Origin of the sequence: Stenotrophomonas sp. 17(2023) (genome assembly GCF_030345315.1) — a bacterium.
Classification (GTDB): Bacteria; Pseudomonadota; Gammaproteobacteria; order Xanthomonadales; family Xanthomonadaceae; genus Stenotrophomonas; species Stenotrophomonas acidaminiphila.
The window spans coordinates 1,743,599-1,761,453 of the sequence record NZ_CP128405.1; the positions used below are offsets into that span (position 1 = coordinate 1,743,599).

Annotated in this window: 20 protein-coding genes; 11 read left to right on the top strand and 9 right to left on the bottom strand. The window is 69.7% G+C overall.

The window, feature by feature from the left end; translation table 11 throughout:
- Positions 1–59 precede the first annotated feature (59 nt).
- The 3 genes from QQA12_RS07805 to QQA12_RS07815 are packed head-to-tail and all read right to left on the bottom strand — an operon-like array spanning position 60 to position 2,352.
- Positions 60–1,244, bottom strand: a complete 1,185-nt coding sequence (locus tag QQA12_RS07805; protein ID WP_226050386.1) for an NAD(P)/FAD-dependent oxidoreductase — start codon at positions 1,242–1,244, stop codon at positions 60–62.
- Between the two features lie 25 nt (positions 1,245–1,269).
- The gene (locus QQA12_RS07810) at positions 1,270–1,818 is read right to left on the bottom strand and encodes a YaeQ family protein (RefSeq protein ID WP_054665288.1); all 549 of its coding nucleotides are present in this window, start codon (positions 1,816–1,818) and stop codon (positions 1,270–1,272) included.
- A 60-nt stretch (positions 1,819–1,878) separates the two neighbouring features.
- On the bottom strand, positions 1,879–2,352 hold the full coding sequence (locus QQA12_RS07815; protein WP_056932055.1) for a YaiI/YqxD family protein: 474 nt from the start codon (positions 2,350–2,352) through the stop codon (positions 1,879–1,881).
- Positions 2,353–2,668: 316 nt separating this feature from the next.
- Here QQA12_RS07815 and QQA12_RS07820 point away from each other — a divergent pair, with 316 nt between their 5' ends.
- From QQA12_RS07820 to QQA12_RS07830, 3 genes are all read left to right on the top strand, one after another.
- Positions 2,669–2,878: a cold-shock protein gene (locus QQA12_RS07820; RefSeq protein WP_054665293.1), complete on the top strand. Its 210-nt coding sequence runs from the start codon at positions 2,669–2,671 to the stop codon at positions 2,876–2,878.
- A gap of 162 nt (positions 2,879–3,040) precedes the next feature.
- Positions 3,041–4,597, top strand: a complete 1,557-nt coding sequence (locus QQA12_RS07825) for a YdiU family protein (RefSeq protein WP_226050387.1) — start codon at positions 3,041–3,043, stop codon at positions 4,595–4,597.
- Between the two features lie 23 nt (positions 4,598–4,620).
- On the top strand, positions 4,621–5,151 hold the full coding sequence (locus QQA12_RS07830; RefSeq protein WP_054665297.1) for an adenine phosphoribosyltransferase: 531 nt from the start codon (positions 4,621–4,623) through the stop codon (positions 5,149–5,151).
- Between the two features lie 61 nt (positions 5,152–5,212).
- On the opposite strand, the gene dbpA is transcribed toward QQA12_RS07830, so the two are convergent.
- Together dbpA and QQA12_RS07840 are read right to left on the bottom strand one after the other, a co-directional pair.
- Positions 5,213–6,589 carry an ATP-dependent RNA helicase DbpA gene (dbpA, locus tag QQA12_RS07835; protein ID WP_226050388.1) on the bottom strand — a complete coding sequence of 459 codons (1,377 nt, stop codon included), beginning with the start codon at positions 6,587–6,589 and terminating at the stop codon, positions 5,213–5,215.
- Between the two features lie 62 nt (positions 6,590–6,651).
- A complete protein-coding gene (locus QQA12_RS07840) occupies positions 6,652–7,707 on the bottom strand; it encodes a YeiH family protein (RefSeq protein WP_056932058.1) in 1,056 nt (351 codons plus the stop codon).
- 97 nt (positions 7,708–7,804) lie between these two features.
- On the opposite strand from QQA12_RS07840, the gene QQA12_RS07845 reads away from it, so the two are divergent.
- From QQA12_RS07845 to QQA12_RS07855, 3 genes are all read left to right on the top strand, one after another.
- Positions 7,805–8,710: a LysR family transcriptional regulator gene (locus QQA12_RS07845; RefSeq protein ID WP_056932059.1), complete on the top strand. Its 906-nt coding sequence runs from the start codon at positions 7,805–7,807 to the stop codon at positions 8,708–8,710.
- 24 nt (positions 8,711–8,734) lie between these two features.
- On the top strand, positions 8,735–10,630 hold the full coding sequence (locus QQA12_RS07850; RefSeq protein WP_056932060.1) for an ATP-binding cassette domain-containing protein: 1,896 nt from the start codon (positions 8,735–8,737) through the stop codon (positions 10,628–10,630).
- A 113-nt stretch (positions 10,631–10,743) separates the two neighbouring features.
- Entirely contained in the window at positions 10,744–11,166 is a 423-nt protein-coding gene (locus QQA12_RS07855) for a VOC family protein (protein WP_226050389.1), read from the top strand.
- 12 nt (positions 11,167–11,178) lie between these two features.
- Here QQA12_RS07855 and QQA12_RS07860 read toward each other — a convergent pair whose 3' ends face one another.
- Positions 11,179–11,622: a barstar family protein gene (locus QQA12_RS07860; protein ID WP_182334343.1), complete on the bottom strand. Its 444-nt coding sequence runs from the start codon at positions 11,620–11,622 to the stop codon at positions 11,179–11,181.
- Positions 11,619–12,077: a ribonuclease domain-containing protein gene (locus QQA12_RS07865; protein ID WP_226050390.1), complete on the bottom strand. Its 459-nt coding sequence runs from the start codon at positions 12,075–12,077 to the stop codon at positions 11,619–11,621. The genes QQA12_RS07860 and QQA12_RS07865 overlap by 4 nt, the downstream gene beginning before the upstream one ends.
- Positions 12,078–12,316: 239 nt before the next feature.
- On the opposite strand from QQA12_RS07865, the gene QQA12_RS07870 reads away from it, so the two are divergent.
- Positions 12,317–12,928: a superoxide dismutase gene (locus tag QQA12_RS07870; protein WP_054665316.1), complete on the top strand. Its 612-nt coding sequence runs from the start codon at positions 12,317–12,319 to the stop codon at positions 12,926–12,928.
- 96 nt (positions 12,929–13,024) lie between these two features.
- On the opposite strand, the gene QQA12_RS07875 is transcribed toward QQA12_RS07870, so the two are convergent.
- Entirely contained in the window at positions 13,025–13,834 is an 810-nt protein-coding gene (locus QQA12_RS07875) for an endonuclease/exonuclease/phosphatase family protein (protein ID WP_226050391.1), read from the bottom strand.
- 147 nt (positions 13,835–13,981) lie between these two features.
- Here QQA12_RS07875 and QQA12_RS07880 point away from each other — a divergent pair, with 147 nt between their 5' ends.
- Complete coding sequence (locus tag QQA12_RS07880; RefSeq protein WP_054665321.1) at positions 13,982–15,577, top strand: oligopeptide:H+ symporter; 1,596 nt, start codon at positions 13,982–13,984, stop codon at positions 15,575–15,577.
- 2 nt (positions 15,578–15,579) lie between these two features.
- Positions 15,580–16,200 carry a rhomboid family intramembrane serine protease gene (locus tag QQA12_RS07885; RefSeq protein ID WP_226050392.1) on the top strand — a complete coding sequence of 207 codons (621 nt, stop codon included), beginning with the start codon at positions 15,580–15,582 and terminating at the stop codon, positions 16,198–16,200.
- Positions 16,201–16,294: 94 nt separating this feature from the next.
- Here QQA12_RS07885 and QQA12_RS07890 read toward each other — a convergent pair whose 3' ends face one another.
- Positions 16,295–16,462: a hypothetical protein gene (locus QQA12_RS07890; RefSeq protein WP_169790237.1), complete on the bottom strand. Its 168-nt coding sequence runs from the start codon at positions 16,460–16,462 to the stop codon at positions 16,295–16,297.
- Positions 16,463–16,663: 201 nt separating this feature from the next.
- On the opposite strand from QQA12_RS07890, the gene QQA12_RS07895 reads away from it, so the two are divergent.
- Positions 16,664–16,957 (top strand): GNAT family N-acetyltransferase, encoded by a 294-nt coding sequence (locus QQA12_RS07895; RefSeq protein ID WP_056932065.1) that lies wholly within the window; start codon positions 16,664–16,666, stop codon positions 16,955–16,957.
- A gap of 57 nt (positions 16,958–17,014) precedes the next feature.
- Complete coding sequence (locus QQA12_RS07900; protein WP_056932066.1) at positions 17,015–17,848, top strand: DUF3298 and DUF4163 domain-containing protein; 834 nt, start codon at positions 17,015–17,017, stop codon at positions 17,846–17,848.
- Positions 17,849–17,855 lie beyond the last annotated feature (7 nt).

Genomic DNA, 17,855 nt, shown 5'->3' on the forward strand with positions numbered 1-17,855 from the left:
TGGCCGCGGTGCCGTCCATGCGTTGATCGCTTGGCTGTGACGCGGTTCCTGCGCCGGCTTCAGGCCGCCTGTCCGGCCGCGTGCCCGGAGGCCCAGGCCCACTGGAAGTTGTAGCCGCCCAGCCAGCCGGTCACGTCCAGCACCTCGCCGACGAAATACAGCCCCGGTACCTGCCGTGACTCCAGGGTCGAGGACGACACCTGGTGTGTATCCACCCCGCCCAGGGTCACTTCCGCGGTGCGGTAGCCCTCGGTGCCGCTGGCCGCCAGCGGGAAATCGCCCAGCAGCGCCGCGGCCTGCTTCAGCTGCGGCTCGTCGAGCTGGCGCACCGGCCGGTCCGGCAGCCAGTGCTCGCACAGGCGCTGCGCCATCCGCTTGGGCATGACCTCGGCCAGTACCGTGCGCAGCTCCGAGGCGCCGCGCTCGCGCTTCATGTCGCGCAGCCACTGCAGTGGGTCGTGGCCCGGCAGCAGGTCCAGGCGCAGGTCGTCGCCGGGCTGCCAGTACGAGGAGATCTGCAGGATCGCCGGGCCGCTGACCCCGCGGTGGGTGAGCAGCATGAAGTTGCGGAACGCCTGCCCGTTGCAGCGCGCCTCGACCGGCAGCGCCACGCCGCTGAGGTCGGCCAGCCGTTCCTGGTGCCTGCCGCTGAGGGTGAGCGGAACCAGCCCGGCGCGGGTGGGCAGCACCGCGTGGCCGAACTGGCGCGCGACCTCGTAGCCGAAGCCGCTGGCGCCCATGCTGGGAATGGACAGGCCGCCGCTGGCGATCACCAGCGAAGCGCAGTGGAACAGGCCGTGGCCGGTGCGCACGCGGAAGCCGTCGGCGCCGCGCTCGATGCCCTCCACCGCGCAGTCGGTGCGGATGCGCACCGCCGCCTGCTGGCATTCGTCCAGCAGCATGCGCACGATCAGCTTGGAGGAGATGTCGCAGAACAGCTGCCCCAGTTCCTTCTCGTGCCAGGCGATGCGGTGCCGTTCCACCATTTCGATGAAATCGGCCGGGGTGTAGCGGGCCAGCGCCGATTTGCAGAAATGCGGGTTGGCGGAAATGAAGTTGGCGGCGCTGGTGCCGGTATTGGTGAAATTGCAGCGTCCGCCGCCGGACATCAGGATCTTCTTGCCCGGCTTGTTGGCATGGTCGATCACCTGCACGACGCGACCGCGGCGGCCGGCGGTGAGCGCGCACATCAACCCGGCGGCACCGGCGCCGATCACCAGGACGTCGCAGTGCTGGGGCGTCATGCCCGGATTCATCGCCACCGCGCGCTCAAGCCGTCGCGCGCTTGCGCCAGGCAGGGGTGACGTCGAGCTGGACCTGGTCGTTGAGGATCTGCAGCTCGCCGTCCTGGATCAGCACGCTCCAGCGCATCGCCCGCTGGATCTGCTGCCCCCAGCGCTCGACGAAGCCGGCGTCCAGGTCCACCACCGAGAGATTGCCGAACCGGGCCAGGCCCTTGCCCTGCTTGTGCCACCAGATGTCCGAGGCGTTGCCGCCGTAGTTGATCACCTGCACCTGGCGGCTGCGGTTGCACGCCTTGCGCACCCGCGATTCGTCGGGGTGGCCCAGGTCGATCCACTGCAGGATGTCGCCGGTGTAGTCGTGCTGCCACAGGTCCGGTTCGTCGTCGGTGCTCAGGCCGCGGCCGAACTCCAGGCGGTCGTCGGCGTTCAATGCGAAGGCGAGCAGGCGCACCATCAGGCGCTCGTCGGTTTCGGAGGGATGCTGGGCCAGGGTCAGGTGGTGGGTCGCGTAGTAGCCGCGGTCCATGTCGCTGATCTGCAGCTCGGCCTTGCGGATGGTGGCGGTAAGGGCCATGGGATCACGGGGCAAAGACCGCCATTCTACTGCGCGGGCGCAGCCGCGGCGGGCGCTGCTTCAGCGTTGCCGTGCCAGCCACTGGTCCAGGCGCGCGGCGAACGCCTGGCGGTCGCGCGCGTGCAGGCTGGGCGGGCCGCCGGTCTGCACGCCCGCGCCGCGCAGTTCGGCCATGAAGTCACGTATCGACAGGCGCTGGGCGATGCTGTCGGGGCTGAACGGCACGCCGCGCGGGTCCAGCGCCGCGGCGCCTTTGGCCAGCACCCGCGCGGCCAGCGGGATGTCCTGGGTGACGACCAGGTCGCCGGCGGCGACGCGTTCGGCGATGGCGTCATCGGCCACGTCGGGGCCGCCGGCGACCTGCATGGCGCGGATGAAGCGCGAGGAGGGCGTCTGCAGCCAGCGGTTGGCGACCAGGATCACTTCGATCCGGGTACGTTCGGCGGCGCGGTACAGGATGTCGCGGATGACCGCCGGGCAGGCGTCGGCGTCCACCCAGATACGGGGGGAGGGGGCGGCAAGGGGGGATTCCATGCCGCGCAGTCTAGCCGCTGCGCGGCCCGGTGGCGGCTGCATGCGTACCCGTGTGGTGCGCCAAGCCAATGAATTTAGCGGGATTGTTGCCGGGAAGCGGGGTTTCGGTACGGATGAATGCGGTATTTGTCGCTTTTTGCCGGAAAGCCGCGTATCTTTCGCCCCACTGTGCTTGCAAGGGTCACCGTGAATCGTGGCCTGATGCAGCTGATCTCACCGATCCGCTCATCGTTCCGTTTTACCAACGCCTGCAACTCAGTCTCGGCCCCGATCCCCGGCGGCTGCGATTTCCAATCAATAGTTCCAGGAGTTTGTAATGTCTGAGCGTCAGACCGGCACGGTGAAGTGGTTCAACGATGCCAAGGGTTTTGGTTTCATCACCCCGGAAAGCGGCCCCGACCTGTTCGTGCACTTCCGCGCCATCCAGGGCACCGGCTTCAAGTCGCTGCAGGAAGGCCAGAAGGTGACCTTCGTCGCCGTGCAGGGCCAGAAGGGCATGCAGGCTGACCAGGTGCAGGCGCTGTAATCCAGCCCCAGCAACCGCAAGGTCGCCACGACGCCGGAAGCGAAAGCTTCCGGCGTTTTTGTTCGTGTCCGCCCGCCGCGCCGGCGCCTTGCATGCCCGTGTTCGGCGCTGGGGCCGGGTACCGTAGCTTGTGACATCGCCCGACGTCCCCACATCCTGGCAATGACCCCGCGGCTGAAATTCGACAACCGTTTCCTGCGCGAACTGCCCGGCGATGCCGAAACCGGATCGCGCCGGCGCGAGGTGCTGCGCGCGGCCTGGTCGCAGGTCATGCCCGGCCCGGTGGCGGCGCCGCGGTTGCTGGCGCATGCGCCGGACGTGGCGGCGATGCTGGGTTTCGACGACGCGGCCGTACAGGCGCCGGACTTCGCCGCGGTGTTCGCCGGCAACGCGTTGTACGACGGCATGCAGCCATGGGCAGCGAACTACGGCGGGCACCAGTTCGGGCACTGGGCCGGGCAGCTGGGTGACGGCCGCGCCATCTCGCTCGGCGAGTTGCTGGCCGATGGCCGGCGCTGGGAGCTGCAGCTCAAGGGCGCGGGACCGACGCCGTACTCGCGCGGGGCCGATGGCCGTGCGGTGCTGCGCTCGTCGATCCGCGAATTCCTGTGTTCGGAAGCCATGCACCACCTCGGGGTCCCGACCACGCGGGCCCTGAGCCTGGTCGCCACCGGCGAGACGGTGGCGCGCGACATGTTCTACGACGGTCATCCGTGCGACGAACCGGGGGCGGTGGTGTGCCGGGTGGCGCCCTCGTTCATCCGCTTCGGCAGCTTCGAACTGCCGTCCGCACGCGGTGACGTGGCGCTGCTGCGGCGCTGGGTCGATTTCTGCATCGACCGTGATTTCCCGCACCTGGCGCCCGGCCCTTCGCGCCAGGCCGACTGGTTCGCCGAGGTCTGCACCCGCACCGCGGCGATGGTCGCGCACTGGATGCGGGTGGGCTTCGTGCATGGGGTGATGAACACCGACAACATGTCCGTGCTCGGCCTGACCCTGGATTACGGCCCGTATGGCTGGATCGAGGACTACGACCCGGACTGGACGCCGAATACCACCGACGCACAGGGCCGCCGCTACCGTTTCGGCACGCAGATGCAGGTGGCGTACTGGAACCTGGTCCGGCTGGCGCAGGCGCTGTCGCCGCTGTTCGCCGACGCGGCGCCGCTGCAGGCCGGGCTGGATGCGTTCCAGGCCCGTTACGCGGCCGACGAACGCGCCCATCTGGTCGCCAAGCTCGGCCTGGGCGAATACCGCCAGGGCGACGATGCGCTCATGGCGCGGTTCCGGGAGCTGCTGCACGCGGGCGAGATGGACATGACCCTGGCGTTCCGTGCGCTGCCCGACGTCGACCCGCAGCGGCCGGATGCGGCTGCGCTGGAGGCGGCGTTCTATTCCCCGGAGCGCCGCGAGCGGGTGATGCCGGACCTGCTGGACTGGCTGCGGCGCCATGCCGCACGCGTGCGCGATGCGGGCCTGGACGATGCCGCGCGGCGTGCGGTCATGCAGGCGGCCAACCCCAAATACGTGCTGCGCAACTGGCTGGTGCAGCAGGCCATCGACCGCGCCGCGCAGGGCGACACCGGCGGCATCACCGACCTGCTGGAGGTGATGCGGCGCCCCTGCGACGAACAGCCCGGCCGCGAGGCGTTCGCCTGCCGGCGCCCGGACTGGGCGCGTGCGCGCGCCGGCTGCTCCATGCTGTCGTGCAGTTCCTGATTCCTTCCATTTCCAGTGACCCCATGACCAACCCCTATCCCCATTGGGCCGGCGCGATCCGCGACGTGGCCGACTTCCCCCGGCCCGGTATCCGTTTCAAGGACATCACCCCGCTGCTGGCCGATGCCGATGGCTTCCGCGCCGCGGTTGCGGCGATGGCCGACCCGTGGCGCGCTGCCGGCGTGCAGGCCGTGCTGGGCGTGGAAGCGCGCGGCTTCATCCTTGGCGCCGCGCTGGCCCTGGAACTGGGCGCCGGCTTCGTGCCGGTACGCAAGCCGGGCAAGCTGCCCGGCGCCACCCTGGCGCAGGAGTACGCGCTGGAATACGGCAGCGACCGCATTGAGGTGTGTGCCGGCGCCATCGCACCGGGGACCCGGGTGCTGCTGATCGACGACGTGCTGGCCACCGGCGGTACGCTGGCCGCGGCGCTGCTGCTGGCGCGCCGGCTCGAGGCCGAGGTGCTCGGCGCGGCGGTGCTGGTGGAACTGGACGGCCTGGGCGGGCGTCAACGCTGGCCCGACGGCCTGCCGCTGCAGGCCACGCTGGCGTACTGAACGCGGCGCCTGCACTCCGGCGCCGCGGTGCGCGCCGGGCGCTGAAACCCGGCGCCCGGCATCACATCCTGCGCACGCGGAAGCGCTTGCCCTTGATCCTGCCGGCTTCCAGCCGCGCGATCGCCTTGCCGGCCTGCTCGCGGGCGATGGCCACGTAGGAACGGGTGGGGAAGATGTCGATCTTGCCGATGGCCTTGGCCGACAGCCCGGCGTCACCGGTGAGCGCGCCGAGGATGTCGCCGGCGCGCAGCTTGTCGGTCTTGCCGCCGTCGATCCGCAGCGTGGTCATCGCCGCCTGCGGCAGCTGTGCCGGGCGCGCGGTGGCCAGCGGGGTCTTCTGCCAGTCCAGGGCGGTGCCCTGGTCGGTTTCCAGCGCATCGGCGCGGTGGCGCTCGCGGCCGGCGACCAGGCTCAGCGCCAGGCCGCGGCGGCCGGCGCGGGCGGTGCGGCCGACGCGGTGGCGGTAGGTGTCCAGGTCGCTGGGCATCTCGTAGTTGACCACCGCCGCCAGGTCTTCCACGTCCAGGCCGCGCGCGGCCACGTCACTGGCGACCAGTACGTTGCAGCTGCGGTTGGCGAACTGCAGCAGGACCTCGTCGCGGTCGCGCTGTTCCATGTCGCCATGCAGGGCCAGCGCCGAGAAGCCGAACTGGCGCAGTGAATTGGCCACATCGTCCACGTCCTTGCGGGTGTTGCAGAACACCACCGCCGATTCGGGCGTGTACCTGAGCAGCAGCCCGGCGAGCGCCTTCTGCCGGTGCGCCGGCTCGACCTCGAAGAACAGGTGCTGGATCGCCGGGGCTTCCTGCTGGCCGTCGATGGTGACTTCCACCGGGTCATTGAGCAGGGCGCGCGCCAGTTCGCGGATGGCATCGGGGAACGTGGCCGAGAACAGCAGGCTCTGCCGCTCCTTGTGGGTGCGCCCGGCGATCTCGCGGATGGGCTCCTCGAAGCCCATGTCGAGCATGCGGTCGGCCTCGTCGAGGACGAAGCTGCGCACCTGGCCGAGGTTGAGCGCGCGCTTGCGCGCCAGTTCCTGCACGCGGCCGGGCGTGCCCACCACGACCTGCGGGTCGTGCGCCTCCAGCGAGGCCAGCTGCGGGCCCAGCGGCACGCCGCCGGTCAGTACCAGCAGCTTGAGGTTGGGGATGCCGGTGGCCAGTTTGCGCAGCTGCCTGCCGACCTGGTCGGCCAGTTCGCGGGTAGGGCACAACACCAGCGCCTGGGTCCGGATGGTGGCCGGGTCGAGCCGGTTCAGCAGGCCCAGGCCGAAGGCGGCGGTCTTGCCGCTGCCGGTGGGGGCCTGGGCGATCACGTCGCGTCCCTCCAGGATCGGCGGCAGGCCCAGCGCCTGCACCGGCGTCATGGTGGTATAGCCCAGCGCATCGATGCCGGGTGCGAGGGCCGGGATCAGCGGCAACGAGGAGAAATCGGTCATGCCGTATTTTCGCAGATGCCGGCAGGCCGTGCCGCTCCGGCTGCCGTCGCGGCGCGGCGGGTTCAGCACAGGGCGCGTACCGCGAGGTTGATCAGCAGGCCGCCGCCCACCAGCCAGGCGGCCAGCAGCGCGGCCAGCAGCATCGGCCTGGGGCCGGCCTGGCGCAGGGCCGAGGCATGGGTGGTCAGGCCCAGCGCGGCCATCGCCATCGCCAGCAGCGCGGTGTCCAGCTCGACCAGGGTGGCGACCAGCCCGGCGGGCAGCAGCTGCAGCGAGTTGAAGCCGACCATGGCGATGAAGCCGAAGGCGAACCAGGGCACCGTGATCGCCGAGCGCTGGCGGTTGCCGTCGTTGCCGCCGCGCGCCAGCAGTGCCGACAGGCCGACCAGGAACGGCGCCAGCATCATCACCCGCACCATCTTGGCGATGACCGCGGCATCGGCGGCCGGCTGGCTGACGGCGCGGCCGGCGGCCACCACCTGCGCCACTTCGTGCACGGTGGAGCCGGTGAACACGCCGTAGCCGGTGTCGTCCAGCGGCATCCAGCCGGCATGCACGCCCCACCGGTACAGCAGCGGGTACAGGAACATCGCCAGGGTGCCGAACACGACCACCGTGGCCACGGCGATGGCGACCTGTTCGGCCCGGCCCTTGACCACCGGCTCGGCGGCCATCACCGCCGCGGCGCCGCAGATGGAACTGCCGGCGCCGATCAGCAGCGCGGTGTTGCGCTCCAGCCCGAGTACGCGGGTGCCCAGCCACCACGCCAGGGCGAAGGTGGAGCACAGTACCAGCGCGTCGATCAGCACCCCGGCGGCGCCGACCTGGCCGATGTCCTGCACGGTCAGCCGCAGGCCGTAGAGGACGATGCCCGCGCGCAGCACGGTGGCCTTGGAGACGCCGACGCCGGTTGCCACCCGCGGCGCGAACGTGGGGTAGACGGTATTGCCGACGACGATGCCGATCACGATGGCCAGTGTCAGCGCGCCGATGCCATGGGCCTGGAGCCACGGCACGGTGCCCAGCCAGAGGGCGAGGGCGGCGATGGCGGCGGTAAGCAGCAGGCCGGGGAGACGCGGCGGGCGGGCGCTGGCCTGCCTGTGTGTGACGGTGTTCATGACGGTGGATCATCAGGGGATGGCCCATCCTGATTCCGCGCCAATCACCTGTAAAACGGATTATATTCGTATGAACAACCTGTTTTATGGGTAATTAATGCGTCTTTCCCTGCGCCAGCTGCAGATCTTCTCCGCCATCGCCGAGACCGGAACCACCACTGCCGCCGGGGACACCATCGGTCTGTCGCAATCGGCGGTGAGCGCGGCGCTGGGCGAGCTGGAGCACCTGCTCGGGCTTGCCGTGTTCGACCGCGTCGGCCGACGGCTGGTGCTCAACGGCCATGGCCGCGCGCTGCTGCCCGAGGCGCGCGCCCTGCTGGCGGCCACGGAGGACATCGAACGCCGCTACCGCGGGGGCGGCGAGGCCACCGCCCCGGTGCGCTGGCGGGTGGGGGCCAGCACCACCATCGGCAACTACCTGATGCCGGCGCGCATCGCCGACCTGCGCGATGGCAACGACCATGCGCGGGTCGACCTGGTGATCGGCAATACCCGCGAAGTCGCCAGTGCGGTGCAGCGGCTGGAGGTGGACATCGGCCTGATCGAGGGCCCGTGCCACGAACCGGGGCTGGACGTGGCGGCCTGGCGCGAGGACGAACTGGTCATCGTGTTCGGCGATCGCCACCGGCAGGCGGCGGCGCTGCGCGCCGGTGCCGACATGGCGCAGCTGCGCGGCGCCTGCTGGCTGCTGCGCGAGCCCGGTTCCGGCACCCGCGAGGCGGCCGAGCAGGCGCTGCTGCCGCACCTGCATGGTTTTTCCGAAGTGCTCCAGCTCGGCGGTACCGAGGCGATCAAACAGGGCGCGGTGGCCGGGCTCGGGCTGGCGTGCCTGTCGCGGCATGCGGTGACCGACCTGGTCGCGCTGGGGCGGCTGCATGAACTGGCCACGCCGCTGCCGCCGCTGCGCCGCCAGCTGTGGCTGGTGCGGCACCCCGGCAAGCGGGTGGCGGCCAGTCTGCGCCGCCTGCTGGCGCTGGATGAAGGTGTGTTCGCCGACGCCTGAGCGCGGCTCCCGTACAATGCGCGCATGCCTTTGATCACCCTGCAGAACGTCGACTACAGCGTCGGCGGCCCGTTGTTGCTGGAAAAAGCCGAACTGTCGATCGAAAGTGGCGAGCGCATCGCCCTGATCGGCCGCAACGGCGCCGGCAAATCCACCCTGATGAAACTGATGGCCGGCGAACTGAAGCCGGACGACGGCGAGGTGCGCGTCCAGCAGGGCGTGCGCGTCACCCGCCTGGAGCAGGAGGTGCCGCATGGCGCTTCCGGCAGCGTGTTCGACGTCGTCGCCGATGGCCTCGGCGAGCTTGGCCACTGGCTGGCCGAGTTCCACCGCCTGAGCCATGCCGAAACCTTCGACGGCGACGCCATGGGCAAGGTGCAGGCCAGGATCGACGCGGCCGACGGCTGGGCGCTGGACCAGCGCGTTTCCGAAACCCTGACCAAGCTGGAGCTGGACGGCGATGCCGAGTTCGGGCGCCTGTCCGGCGGCATGAAGCGCCGCGTGCTGCTGGCGCGTGCGCTGGTGGCCGGGCCGGACGTGCTGCTGCTGGACGAGCCGACCAACCACCTGGACATCGAGGCCATCGACTGGCTCGAGGGCTTCCTCAAGGGCTGGAACGGCTGCGTGGTGTTCGTCACCCACGACCGCCGCTTCCTGCGCGCACTGGCCACCCGCATCGTCGAGATCGACCGTGGCCAGGTGACCAGCTGGCCGGGCGACTGGGACAACTACGAGCGCCGCCGCGAGGAGCGCCTCAACGCCCAGGCGCAGGAGAATGCGCGCTTCGACAAGCTGCTGGCCCAGGAGGAAGTGTGGATCCGGCAGGGCATCAAGGCCCGCCGCACCCGCGACGAGGGCCGCGTGCGCAGGCTCAAGGCCATGCGCATGGAGCGTGGCCAGCGCCGCGAGCTGGGCGGCAACGTGCGCCTGGAAGCGGCCGCGGGCGAGAACTCCGGCAAGAAGGTCATCGACGTCAAGGACGTCAGCTTCGCCTTCGGCGAGCGGGTGATGATCAGGGACTTCTCGACCACGATCATGCGCGGCGACCGCATCGGCCTGATCGGCCCCAACGGCAGCGGCAAGACCACCCTGCTCAAGCTGCTGCTGGGCGAGCTGCAGCCGGATCGTGGCGAGGTGCGCCAGGGCACCAACCTGCAGATCGCCTACTTCGACCAGTACCGCGCCACCCTGCGCGAGGACTGGAGCGCGATCGAGAACGTGGCCGAAGGTGCCGACTTCATCGATCTCAACGGCAAGCGCAAGCACGTGCATGCCTACCTGCAGGATTTCCTGTTCACCCCGGAACGGGCGCGCGCGCCGATCACCCGGCTGTCCGGCGGCGAGCGCAACCGCCTGCTGCTGGCCAAGCTGTTCGCGCAGCCGTCCAACCTGCTGGTGATGGACGAACCGACCAACGACCTGGACGTGGAAACCCTGGAGCTGCTGGAAGAGCTGCTGGGCGACTACACCGGCACCCTGCTGCTGGTCAGCCACGACCGCGATTTCCTCGACAACGTGGTCACCTCCACCCTGGTGCTGGAAGGCGAGGGCCGGGTCGGCGACTACGTCGGCGGCTATACCGATTCGCTGCGCCAGCGCCCGCCACCGGCGCAGAACGGCATGGCCGTGGCCAGGGCCTCGGCCACGGCGGTGCCGGCCGCGAAACCGGTGGCGGCGGCGGTGGCCGAGGCGGCGCCGGCCAGGCGCAAGCTCAGCTTCAAGGATGCCCGCGAGCTGGAGCAGCTGCCGGCCAGGATCGAGCAGCTCGAGCGCGACGTGGAAGGCCTGACCGGCGCGATGAACGATCCGGCGTTCTACACCCGCTCCAGCGCCGAGGTCACCGCGCACACGCAGCAGCTGGCCAGGGTGCAGGCCGAACTGGACGCGGCCTACGCGCGCTGGGAAGAGCTGGACGGCTGAGCGGGCAGGCCCGGGCATGCCGCGTGGCGGCGCCCGTGGCCCATGTGACAATCGCCGCGGGAAGCGCCGCGGCCGGATGGCGCGCTTCCCCGGTTTCCCCCATGGAGCGCGCGATGGCAATGCCTTCTTCGGTGCAGCGCATCGACCACGTGGTCTTCCGCGTCCGCGAGCTGCCGCGCAGCATCGCGTTCTACCGGAGCGTGCTCGGATGCGAGGTGGTCAGGTGGCGCGAGCCCCTTGGCCTGGTCCACCTGCGGGCCGGCGCGTCGATGATCGATCTGGTGAGCGTGGACAGCCCCCTGGGTGCGCGTGGCGGTGCTGCCGCGGGCGAGGGCGCGCGCAACGTCGACCACCTGTGCCTGCGCATCGAGCCGTTCGATGCAGCGGCCATCACCGCGCACCTGCGCCGCCATGGGCTGGTGCCGTCGGCGGCGGAGCTCAATTTCGGCGCCGAGGGCGACGGGCTTTCGCTCTATTTCGCCGATCCCGACGGCAACGTGATCGAACTGAAAGGGCCGGCATGCCCGCCGGCCTGACGTGATGCCGGTTCAGGCGTCGCCCGGGTCGCCGGCCCCGCCGCCGCCGGGCAGCTCGAAGAACGCCCAGAACGGTACGTTGTCGCCGGCCCAGCTGGCCGCCGCTTCGGCGAGGATGTCCAGCAGCGTGTCGAAATCAGCGGGGCTGGCCTGGCGCAGGTCGCCGGCATCGCCGAACAGCAGCGCGTAGCCGTTGGCCGGCAGCCAGGACAGGTCGCGCAGCGCATCGGACAGCGCATCCCAGTTGCGGCCCCAACCCGCCGGGAAATCCAGCTGGGTGCCGATGCGCAGCAGCAGGGTGCGCTTGTCGGTGCATGATTCCAGGTCCACCCGCAGCACCTTGAGCCCGGCATCGCGCGCGGCCGCGGCCAGCCCGCCGAGGTCGCCGTGGGCTACGCCGTATACGCCGGCCTGGCCGACATCCTCCAGGCCCATGTCGAATCCACTGTCGCTCATTGCGTGCCTCCGGTGGCCGGTACTTCGAAACCGCGGAAGGTCTCGTAATGATCGTCGGTGTAGTACCAGGCTTCCGGCGGGTCGCCGCCGGTGACGATCCGGCGCGCGCCGCGGTGGCCCAGGTCCGGCGTGCGCACCGTGTATTCGCGGTAGTAGCCGCGCGGGCGCTGCGGCAGGCGCCGCTCGCGGTTGCCGAACACGCTGCCGTCCTGGCGGTGCGGGAACGGACCCTCGCGCAGGATCAGCGCGATGGTGTCGTGCGCTTCGGGTGGCAGGAAGGCCGGCAGCGTGCCGCCCGTGCCGGGCTGGCGTGGTTCCTCGCCGACGGCCGCCGCCGCGGGTCCGCCCAGCGACGGCGCGAATTGCGGGGGTGGCGGCTGCTGCAGCACGCGCATGGCCCACAGGCCGGCCACCAGCACGATCACGGCGGTGAGCAGGAGCAACGGTTTGCGCATGGAGCAGGAGCCCGGGTGGCGTGGAAACGTCGATTATCGCGTCTGCGCGGGATTTTTCTTGAACGCGGGCCATCGCAGCCGGCGCCCGCGCGGCCGGCGTGGCGTTTGTACCCGCCACAGGACGAAGTTTCCTTTACATCGGCCTTGGTAAGTTGCCGCTTCCTGCCTACCATTGCCGGTGCACCGTCCGGCATGCGCCGGACACACGAACCCAGGCATCGAACCCAAGGAGATCCCTCATGGCCTACACCCTGCCCAAGCTGCCCTACGCCTACGACGCGCTGGAACCGTACATGGATGCGGCCACCGTGGAGATCCATTACTCCAAGCACCACCAGACCTACGTCAACAACCTCAATGCGCTGGTCGAGGGCACCGAATATGCCGACCTGCCGATCGACGAGCTGCTGCGCAAGGTCAAGACCCTGCCGGAAAGCCTGCAGCAGGGCGTGCGCAACCAGGGCGGCGGCCATGGCAACCACTCGCTGTTCTGGGACGTGATCGGCCCCAACGCCGGTGGCACCCCGGGTGGCGCGCTGGGCAAGGCCATCGACGAGCAGCTCGGCGGTTTCGACAAGTTCAAGGAAGCCTTCACCAAGGCCGCGCTGACCCAGTTCGGTTCGGGCTGGGCGTGGCTGAGCGTGACCGCCGACAAGAAGCTGGTGGTCGAGAAGACCGGCAACCAGGAAAGCCCGCTGATGGAGGGCCGTACCCCGGTGCTGACCATCGACGTGTGGGAACACGCCTACTACCTGAAGTTCCAGAACCGCCGCGCCGAGTTCATCGAGACCTTCTACAGCCTGATCAACTGGAAGGAAGTCGAACGCCGTTACGAGGAGGCCGTGGCCTGATCGGCGACGGCGACGGCGACCGGCGCGCGCGGGGCGTGGCCCCGCCTGCGCACGGATGACCAGGCGAAGCCGGGCGGAAACGTCCGGCTTCGTCGTTCAGGGCGCGGTCGGGTCGGCTGCTTCGCCCGCGATCAGGCGCAGGGTGGTCATCACTCCCAGCGCCAGCGGTGCCGGTTCCTCGCCTTCCGGCGCCAGTTCCACCGCCTGCTGGGCGACATCGGCGAAGCTGCGCACCTGGTAGAGCACGTCCAGGCCGTGCGCGCGGCTGCCCGGCGCGCTGCCCGCGGCCGGCTGCCGTGTCGACGGATTCTGCCGCGCCGGCTGGAAGCCGGGCAGCTGCCGGACCAGTTCTTCGGTGGGCGCGGAGAACTCGCCCACGACCAGTGACGGCTCGTCCTCGTCGGTCGCACCGATCCAGGCGAGCAGGTCCGCCGCCTGCTGTGCGCGCACCTGCGGATCATTGCCGTCCGGGGCGATGCGCGCGATGTAGATGTTGACCGCCCTGCGTTCCAGGCGTGCGCGCTGCATGCCGGCGGCGGTGAGCTGGCCCTGGCCGTGCAGCAGGGTCAGGCCGTCCTCCATCACGTCCAGGCCGGCCAGCATGGCGTTGCCGCGCCGCTGCGCGTGGCTGGGCGGGTCGGCGGTGATGAAATCGCAGCTGTACCTGAGCCGGGTGGCCAGCCAGCAGGCGGCGTTGGGCGACCCCGGCGACTGCCGCACGTCCTGTACCGCGATCACGTCCGCGCGCAGCCCGGCCAGCAGGGTCAGGATCCGCCCGCGCTGCCGTTCCCATTGGGCGCTGTCCTGCGGCAGGCGCAGGCTGGCGATCCGCAGCACCGGCGTGGCGGGCTCGGCGGCCACGGCGAAGGACAAGGCGAGCAGCGCCAGACAGCCCCAGTGCTTCATTGCGAAAACCAGTACGGACCTGCTGCCATGCTAGCGTGCGGCGCTGTCTAGGGCCCGTGCAGGCGCGGCCTCGTGCGCTGCCGCGGGCGCGCGGGTGGCCGCTTGCGTTACCCTTGCCCCCTTTGCATTCGCAGGATCGCCTTACAGATGACGAGCAACGACGTGGCAGCAGCCCCCGCCGGCAAGGCCGGCATGCCCCGCCAGATTCCCTACATCATCGGCAACGAAGCCTGCGAGCGCTTCAGTTTCTACGGGATGCGCAACATCCTGGTGCAGTTCCTGATCACATCGCTGCTGCTGCAGGAATTGACCGCCGACGGCCGCGCCGGCGAGGCCAAGGACATCATGCACAGCTTCATGATCGGCGTGTATTTCTTCCCGCTGCTCGGCGGCTGGCTGGCCGACCGCTTCTTCGGCAAGTACCGCACCATCCTGTGGTTCAGCCTGGTCTACTGCGCCGGCCACCTGTGCCTGGCGCTGTTCGAGAACAGCCGCCAGGGCTTCTTCCTGGGGCTGGGCCTGATCGCGCTGGGGGCCGGCGGCATCAAACCGCTGGTGGCCTCGTTCATGGGCGACCAGTTCGACCAGTCGAACAAGCACCTGGCCAAGCTGGTGTTCGACGCCTTCTACTGGATCATCAACTTCGGCTCGCTGTTCGCCTCGCTGCTGATCCCGCTGGCGCTGAAGAATCTGGGCCCGCAATGGGCGTTCGGCATCCCCGGCATCCTGATGTTCGTGGCCACGTTCGTGTTCTGGCTGGGACGCCGGCGCTACGTGCTGGTGCCGCTGCCGCCGAAGGACCCGCATTCGTTCGCCAACGTGGTGCGCACCGCGCTGCTGGCGCGGGGGCCGGGGCAGGGCAACGCCGGGCTGCTGGTGGCGCTGGCCGGCATCGCGCTGGCACTGTGGGCGCTGGTGCTGGCGGCGATGAGCCTGGGTGGCCTGCATGAAGGCGGGCTGGGCGTGGTGATCTACCTGTGCCTGGCGCTGGTTGCACTGCTGGCCGGCATCGGTGGCGGCACCATGCTGCAGCTGGATCGCGCCCGCGGCGCGCACCCGGACAGCGCGGTGGAAGGCGTGCGCGCGGTACTCAAGGTGCTGGTGATCTTCGCCCTGACCACCCCGTTCTTCTCGCTGTTCGACCAGAAGGCTTCGACCTGGGTGCTGCAGGGCCAGCAGATGACCATGCCGGCATGGTTCACCGCCTCGCAGATGCAGGCGATCAACCCGCTGCTGGTGATGATCCTGATCCCGTTCAACAACCTGGTGCTGTACCCGATGCTGCGCCGCTTCGGCTTCGAGCCGACCGCGCTGCGGCGCATGACCGCCGGCATCGCCTTCAGCGGCCTGGCCTGGGTGGTGGTGGGCAGCCTGCAGGTGGCGATGGACGGCGGCGACGCCCTGTCCATCTTCTGGCAGATCCTGCCGTACGCGCTGCTGACCTTCGGCGAGGTGCTGGTGTCGGCCACCGGCCTCGAATTCGCCTACAGCCAGGCCCCGGCCTCGATGAAGGGCGTGGTCATGAGCTTCTGGAACCTGACCACCACCATCGGCAACCTGTGGGTGCTGCTGTCCAACGCGGCGGTGCGCAACGACTCGGTGACCGCGCGCATTGCCGGCACCGGGTTGAGCGAGGCGGCGTTCCTGATGTTCTTCTTCGCCGGTTTCGCGTTCGTGGCGGCACTGGCATTCGGCCTGTACGCGCGCCGCTACAGGATGGTCGACAACTACCGGGCAGCCTGAGCATGCAAGGACCGATAACCCTGTTCCTGATCGCCGTCACCAGCCTGGTCTCGTGGCTGGCGTTCAGCAACCGCAAGCTTGCCGACCGGCTGATCCTGTGGCCGCCGGCGGTGGATCGCCATCGCCAGTACGGCCGGCTGGTGACCTACGGCTTCATCCACGCCGATTTCGCCCACCTGCTGTTCAACATGGTCACGCTGTTCTTCTTCGGGCGGCTGATCGAGCAGATCATGCTGCGCGTCACCGGCAACTGGTGGACCTACCCGTTGTTCTACGTGGCGGCGCTGGTGGTCTCGATCCTGCCCAGCTACCTGAAGAACCAGAAGAACCCGAACTACCTGAGCCTGGGCGCGTCCGGCGCGGTGTCGGCGGTGCTGTTCGCCTTCATCCTGATCTCGCCGTGGTCGCTGATCTTCGTGTTCTTCATCCCGGCCCCGGCGATCCTCTATGGCGTGTTCTACGTGGGCTACAGCATCTGGATGGACAAGCGCGGGAACGACAACATCAACCACAGCGCACACCTGGCCGGTGCCGCGTTCGGGGTGATGTTCATGCTGTTCATGGAGCCGCAGGTGATGCAGGTGTTCCTGGAGCAGCTGATGAACCCGCGCTTCGGCCGCTGAGGCGCGCCGCCGCCGGCACGGCGCCGGGGCGGATGCCGAGGTGGGCAAGCAAGGAGCAGGCCCGCGGCCGTGGCTGGTCGCGGGCCTGTCGCGTCTAGGCGGCGTAGGCCGCCAGCAGCCGGGCGTGGACTTCCTCGTCGATCTTCTTGAACTCCCAGCCGTGGGTTTCACCGCTGAAGGCCAGCTGGAACAGTCCTTCCAGCAGCAGTGCGTCGGGGTCGTCGGGGGGCAGCGGGAGCGAGGCGTCGAACGGTACGGACATGGGGCGGAGAACGGGAAACGTCCGCGCCATGGAGCAAGCCGCGTGCCAGCGTGTCACGCACCACCACGGCAAGGCTGGGTGACGGGGATGCAGCGGCAGACGTGTCGGAAAGTGACGTACCGCGGCGGCGCATGCCACCTTTCACGTCACACCGGCCTGCGACCACGGCACAATGGCATCCCCGGTCCCGCGAGCCCAGCCATGAGCCATGATGACTCCGCGCTTCCCGTGGTGGCGCACGACGCCGCCGCGCATCGCTTCACCCTGGCCGTGGACGGCCACCAGGCGGTACTCGACTACCTGCAGCGCGACGGCGCGATGGTCATCACCCACACCGGCGTCCCCAACGCCATCGGCGGCCGCGGCATCGCCGCGCTGTTGACCCGGGCGGCGCTGGCGCATGCGCGTGCAGGCGGGCTCAAGGTGGTGCCCGAATGCAGCTACGCGGCTACCTTCATGCAGCGCCATGGAGAATACGCGGACCTGCTGGGATAATCCGCGGCGGACGCGGTTCCGGGCGGAGCCGCGCGATCCATCCACAAGGGAAAGGACATGAAAAGGTCGGGACAGGGAGCCTGTGCGGCGGCATTGATCGTACTGGCGATCGCAGGATGCGGGAAAAACGATGCGCCGGCGCCGGCAGCCGCGCCGGAAGCGGCGCCGGCGGTGGAGGCACCGGTCGATGCCGCGCCGGCGGCGGTGGAGCTGCATGACGTGATCGACACCAATGCCCGCTACGTGCTGGGCATCAGCTACCCGCCTGCCGCCAATGCGCATCCCGGCCTTGCCAGGGCCCTGTCCGACTATGCGGGACAGGCCAGGTCCGAGCTGCTCAAGGCGGTGGACGAGCTGGGCAACGACACCCCCACCGCGCCATACGAACTGTCGCTGGCCTTCGACATGGCCGTGGACACGCCGAAGGTGGTGGCGGTGTCGGCCGAGGGCAGCAGCTATACCGGCGGCGCGCATGGGCAGCCGCTGGTGGCGCGCTTCGTCTGGTTGCCCGAACGGCAGGAACTGCTGACCGCCCAGGCCCTGGTCGATTCGCCCAAGGGCTGGCAGGCGGTCAGCGATTACACCCGCGACAAGCTGCTGGAGCAGGCGATGCTGCGCGCCCAGGGCGAGGACCTGACGCCGGAGGAGCAGCAGGCCCAGGTGCGCAATCTGTCGAAGATGATCGACCAGGGCACCACCCCGGACGCGGCCAATTTCGCACAGTTCGAACCGGTGATGGACGCCGGCGGCCGCATTGCCGCATTGCGTTTCGTATTCCCGCCCTACCAGGTCGGCCCGTACTCCGATGGCACGCAGACCGTGGACGTTCCGGCGTCCGTGCTGCTGCCGCACGTGGCCGCCGGCTACCGGGAGCTGTTCGCACACCCCTGAACCGCGG

Excerpts from the sequence above, each read along its gene's own strand:
- QQA12_RS07805 (WP_226050386.1), bottom strand. The coding sequence starts at position 1,244 with ATGACGCCCCAGCACTGCGACGTCCTGGTGATCGGCGCCGGTGCCGCC.
- QQA12_RS07810 (WP_054665288.1), bottom strand. The coding sequence starts at position 1,818 with ATGGCCCTTACCGCCACCATCCGCAAGGCCGAGCTGCAGATCAGCGAC.
- QQA12_RS07815 (WP_056932055.1), bottom strand. The coding sequence starts at position 2,352 with ATGGAATCCCCCCTTGCCGCCCCCTCCCCCCGTATCTGGGTGGACGCC.
- QQA12_RS07820 (WP_054665293.1), top strand. The coding sequence starts at position 2,669 with ATGTCTGAGCGTCAGACCGGCACGGTGAAGTGGTTCAACGATGCCAAG.
- QQA12_RS07825 (WP_226050387.1), top strand. The coding sequence starts at position 3,041 with ATGACCCCGCGGCTGAAATTCGACAACCGTTTCCTGCGCGAACTGCCC.
- QQA12_RS07830 (WP_054665297.1), top strand. The coding sequence starts at position 4,621 with ATGACCAACCCCTATCCCCATTGGGCCGGCGCGATCCGCGACGTGGCC.
- dbpA (WP_226050388.1), bottom strand. The coding sequence starts at position 6,589 with ATGACCGATTTCTCCTCGTTGCCGCTGATCCCGGCCCTCGCACCCGGC.
- QQA12_RS07840 (WP_056932058.1), bottom strand. The coding sequence starts at position 7,707 with ATGAACACCGTCACACACAGGCAGGCCAGCGCCCGCCCGCCGCGTCTC.
- QQA12_RS07845 (WP_056932059.1), top strand. The coding sequence starts at position 7,805 with ATGCGTCTTTCCCTGCGCCAGCTGCAGATCTTCTCCGCCATCGCCGAG.
- QQA12_RS07850 (WP_056932060.1), top strand. The coding sequence starts at position 8,735 with ATGCCTTTGATCACCCTGCAGAACGTCGACTACAGCGTCGGCGGCCCG.
- QQA12_RS07855 (WP_226050389.1), top strand. The coding sequence starts at position 10,744 with ATGGCAATGCCTTCTTCGGTGCAGCGCATCGACCACGTGGTCTTCCGC.
- QQA12_RS07860 (WP_182334343.1), bottom strand. The coding sequence starts at position 11,622 with ATGAGCGACAGTGGATTCGACATGGGCCTGGAGGATGTCGGCCAGGCC.
- QQA12_RS07865 (WP_226050390.1), bottom strand. The coding sequence starts at position 12,077 with ATGCGCAAACCGTTGCTCCTGCTCACCGCCGTGATCGTGCTGGTGGCC.
- QQA12_RS07870 (WP_054665316.1), top strand. The coding sequence starts at position 12,317 with ATGGCCTACACCCTGCCCAAGCTGCCCTACGCCTACGACGCGCTGGAA.
- QQA12_RS07875 (WP_226050391.1), bottom strand. The coding sequence starts at position 13,834 with ATGAAGCACTGGGGCTGTCTGGCGCTGCTCGCCTTGTCCTTCGCCGTG.
- QQA12_RS07880 (WP_054665321.1), top strand. The coding sequence starts at position 13,982 with ATGACGAGCAACGACGTGGCAGCAGCCCCCGCCGGCAAGGCCGGCATG.
- QQA12_RS07885 (WP_226050392.1), top strand. The coding sequence starts at position 15,580 with ATGCAAGGACCGATAACCCTGTTCCTGATCGCCGTCACCAGCCTGGTC.
- QQA12_RS07890 (WP_169790237.1), bottom strand. The coding sequence starts at position 16,462 with ATGTCCGTACCGTTCGACGCCTCGCTCCCGCTGCCCCCCGACGACCCC.
- QQA12_RS07895 (WP_056932065.1), top strand. The coding sequence starts at position 16,664 with ATGAGCCATGATGACTCCGCGCTTCCCGTGGTGGCGCACGACGCCGCC.
- QQA12_RS07900 (WP_056932066.1), top strand. The coding sequence starts at position 17,015 with ATGAAAAGGTCGGGACAGGGAGCCTGTGCGGCGGCATTGATCGTACTG.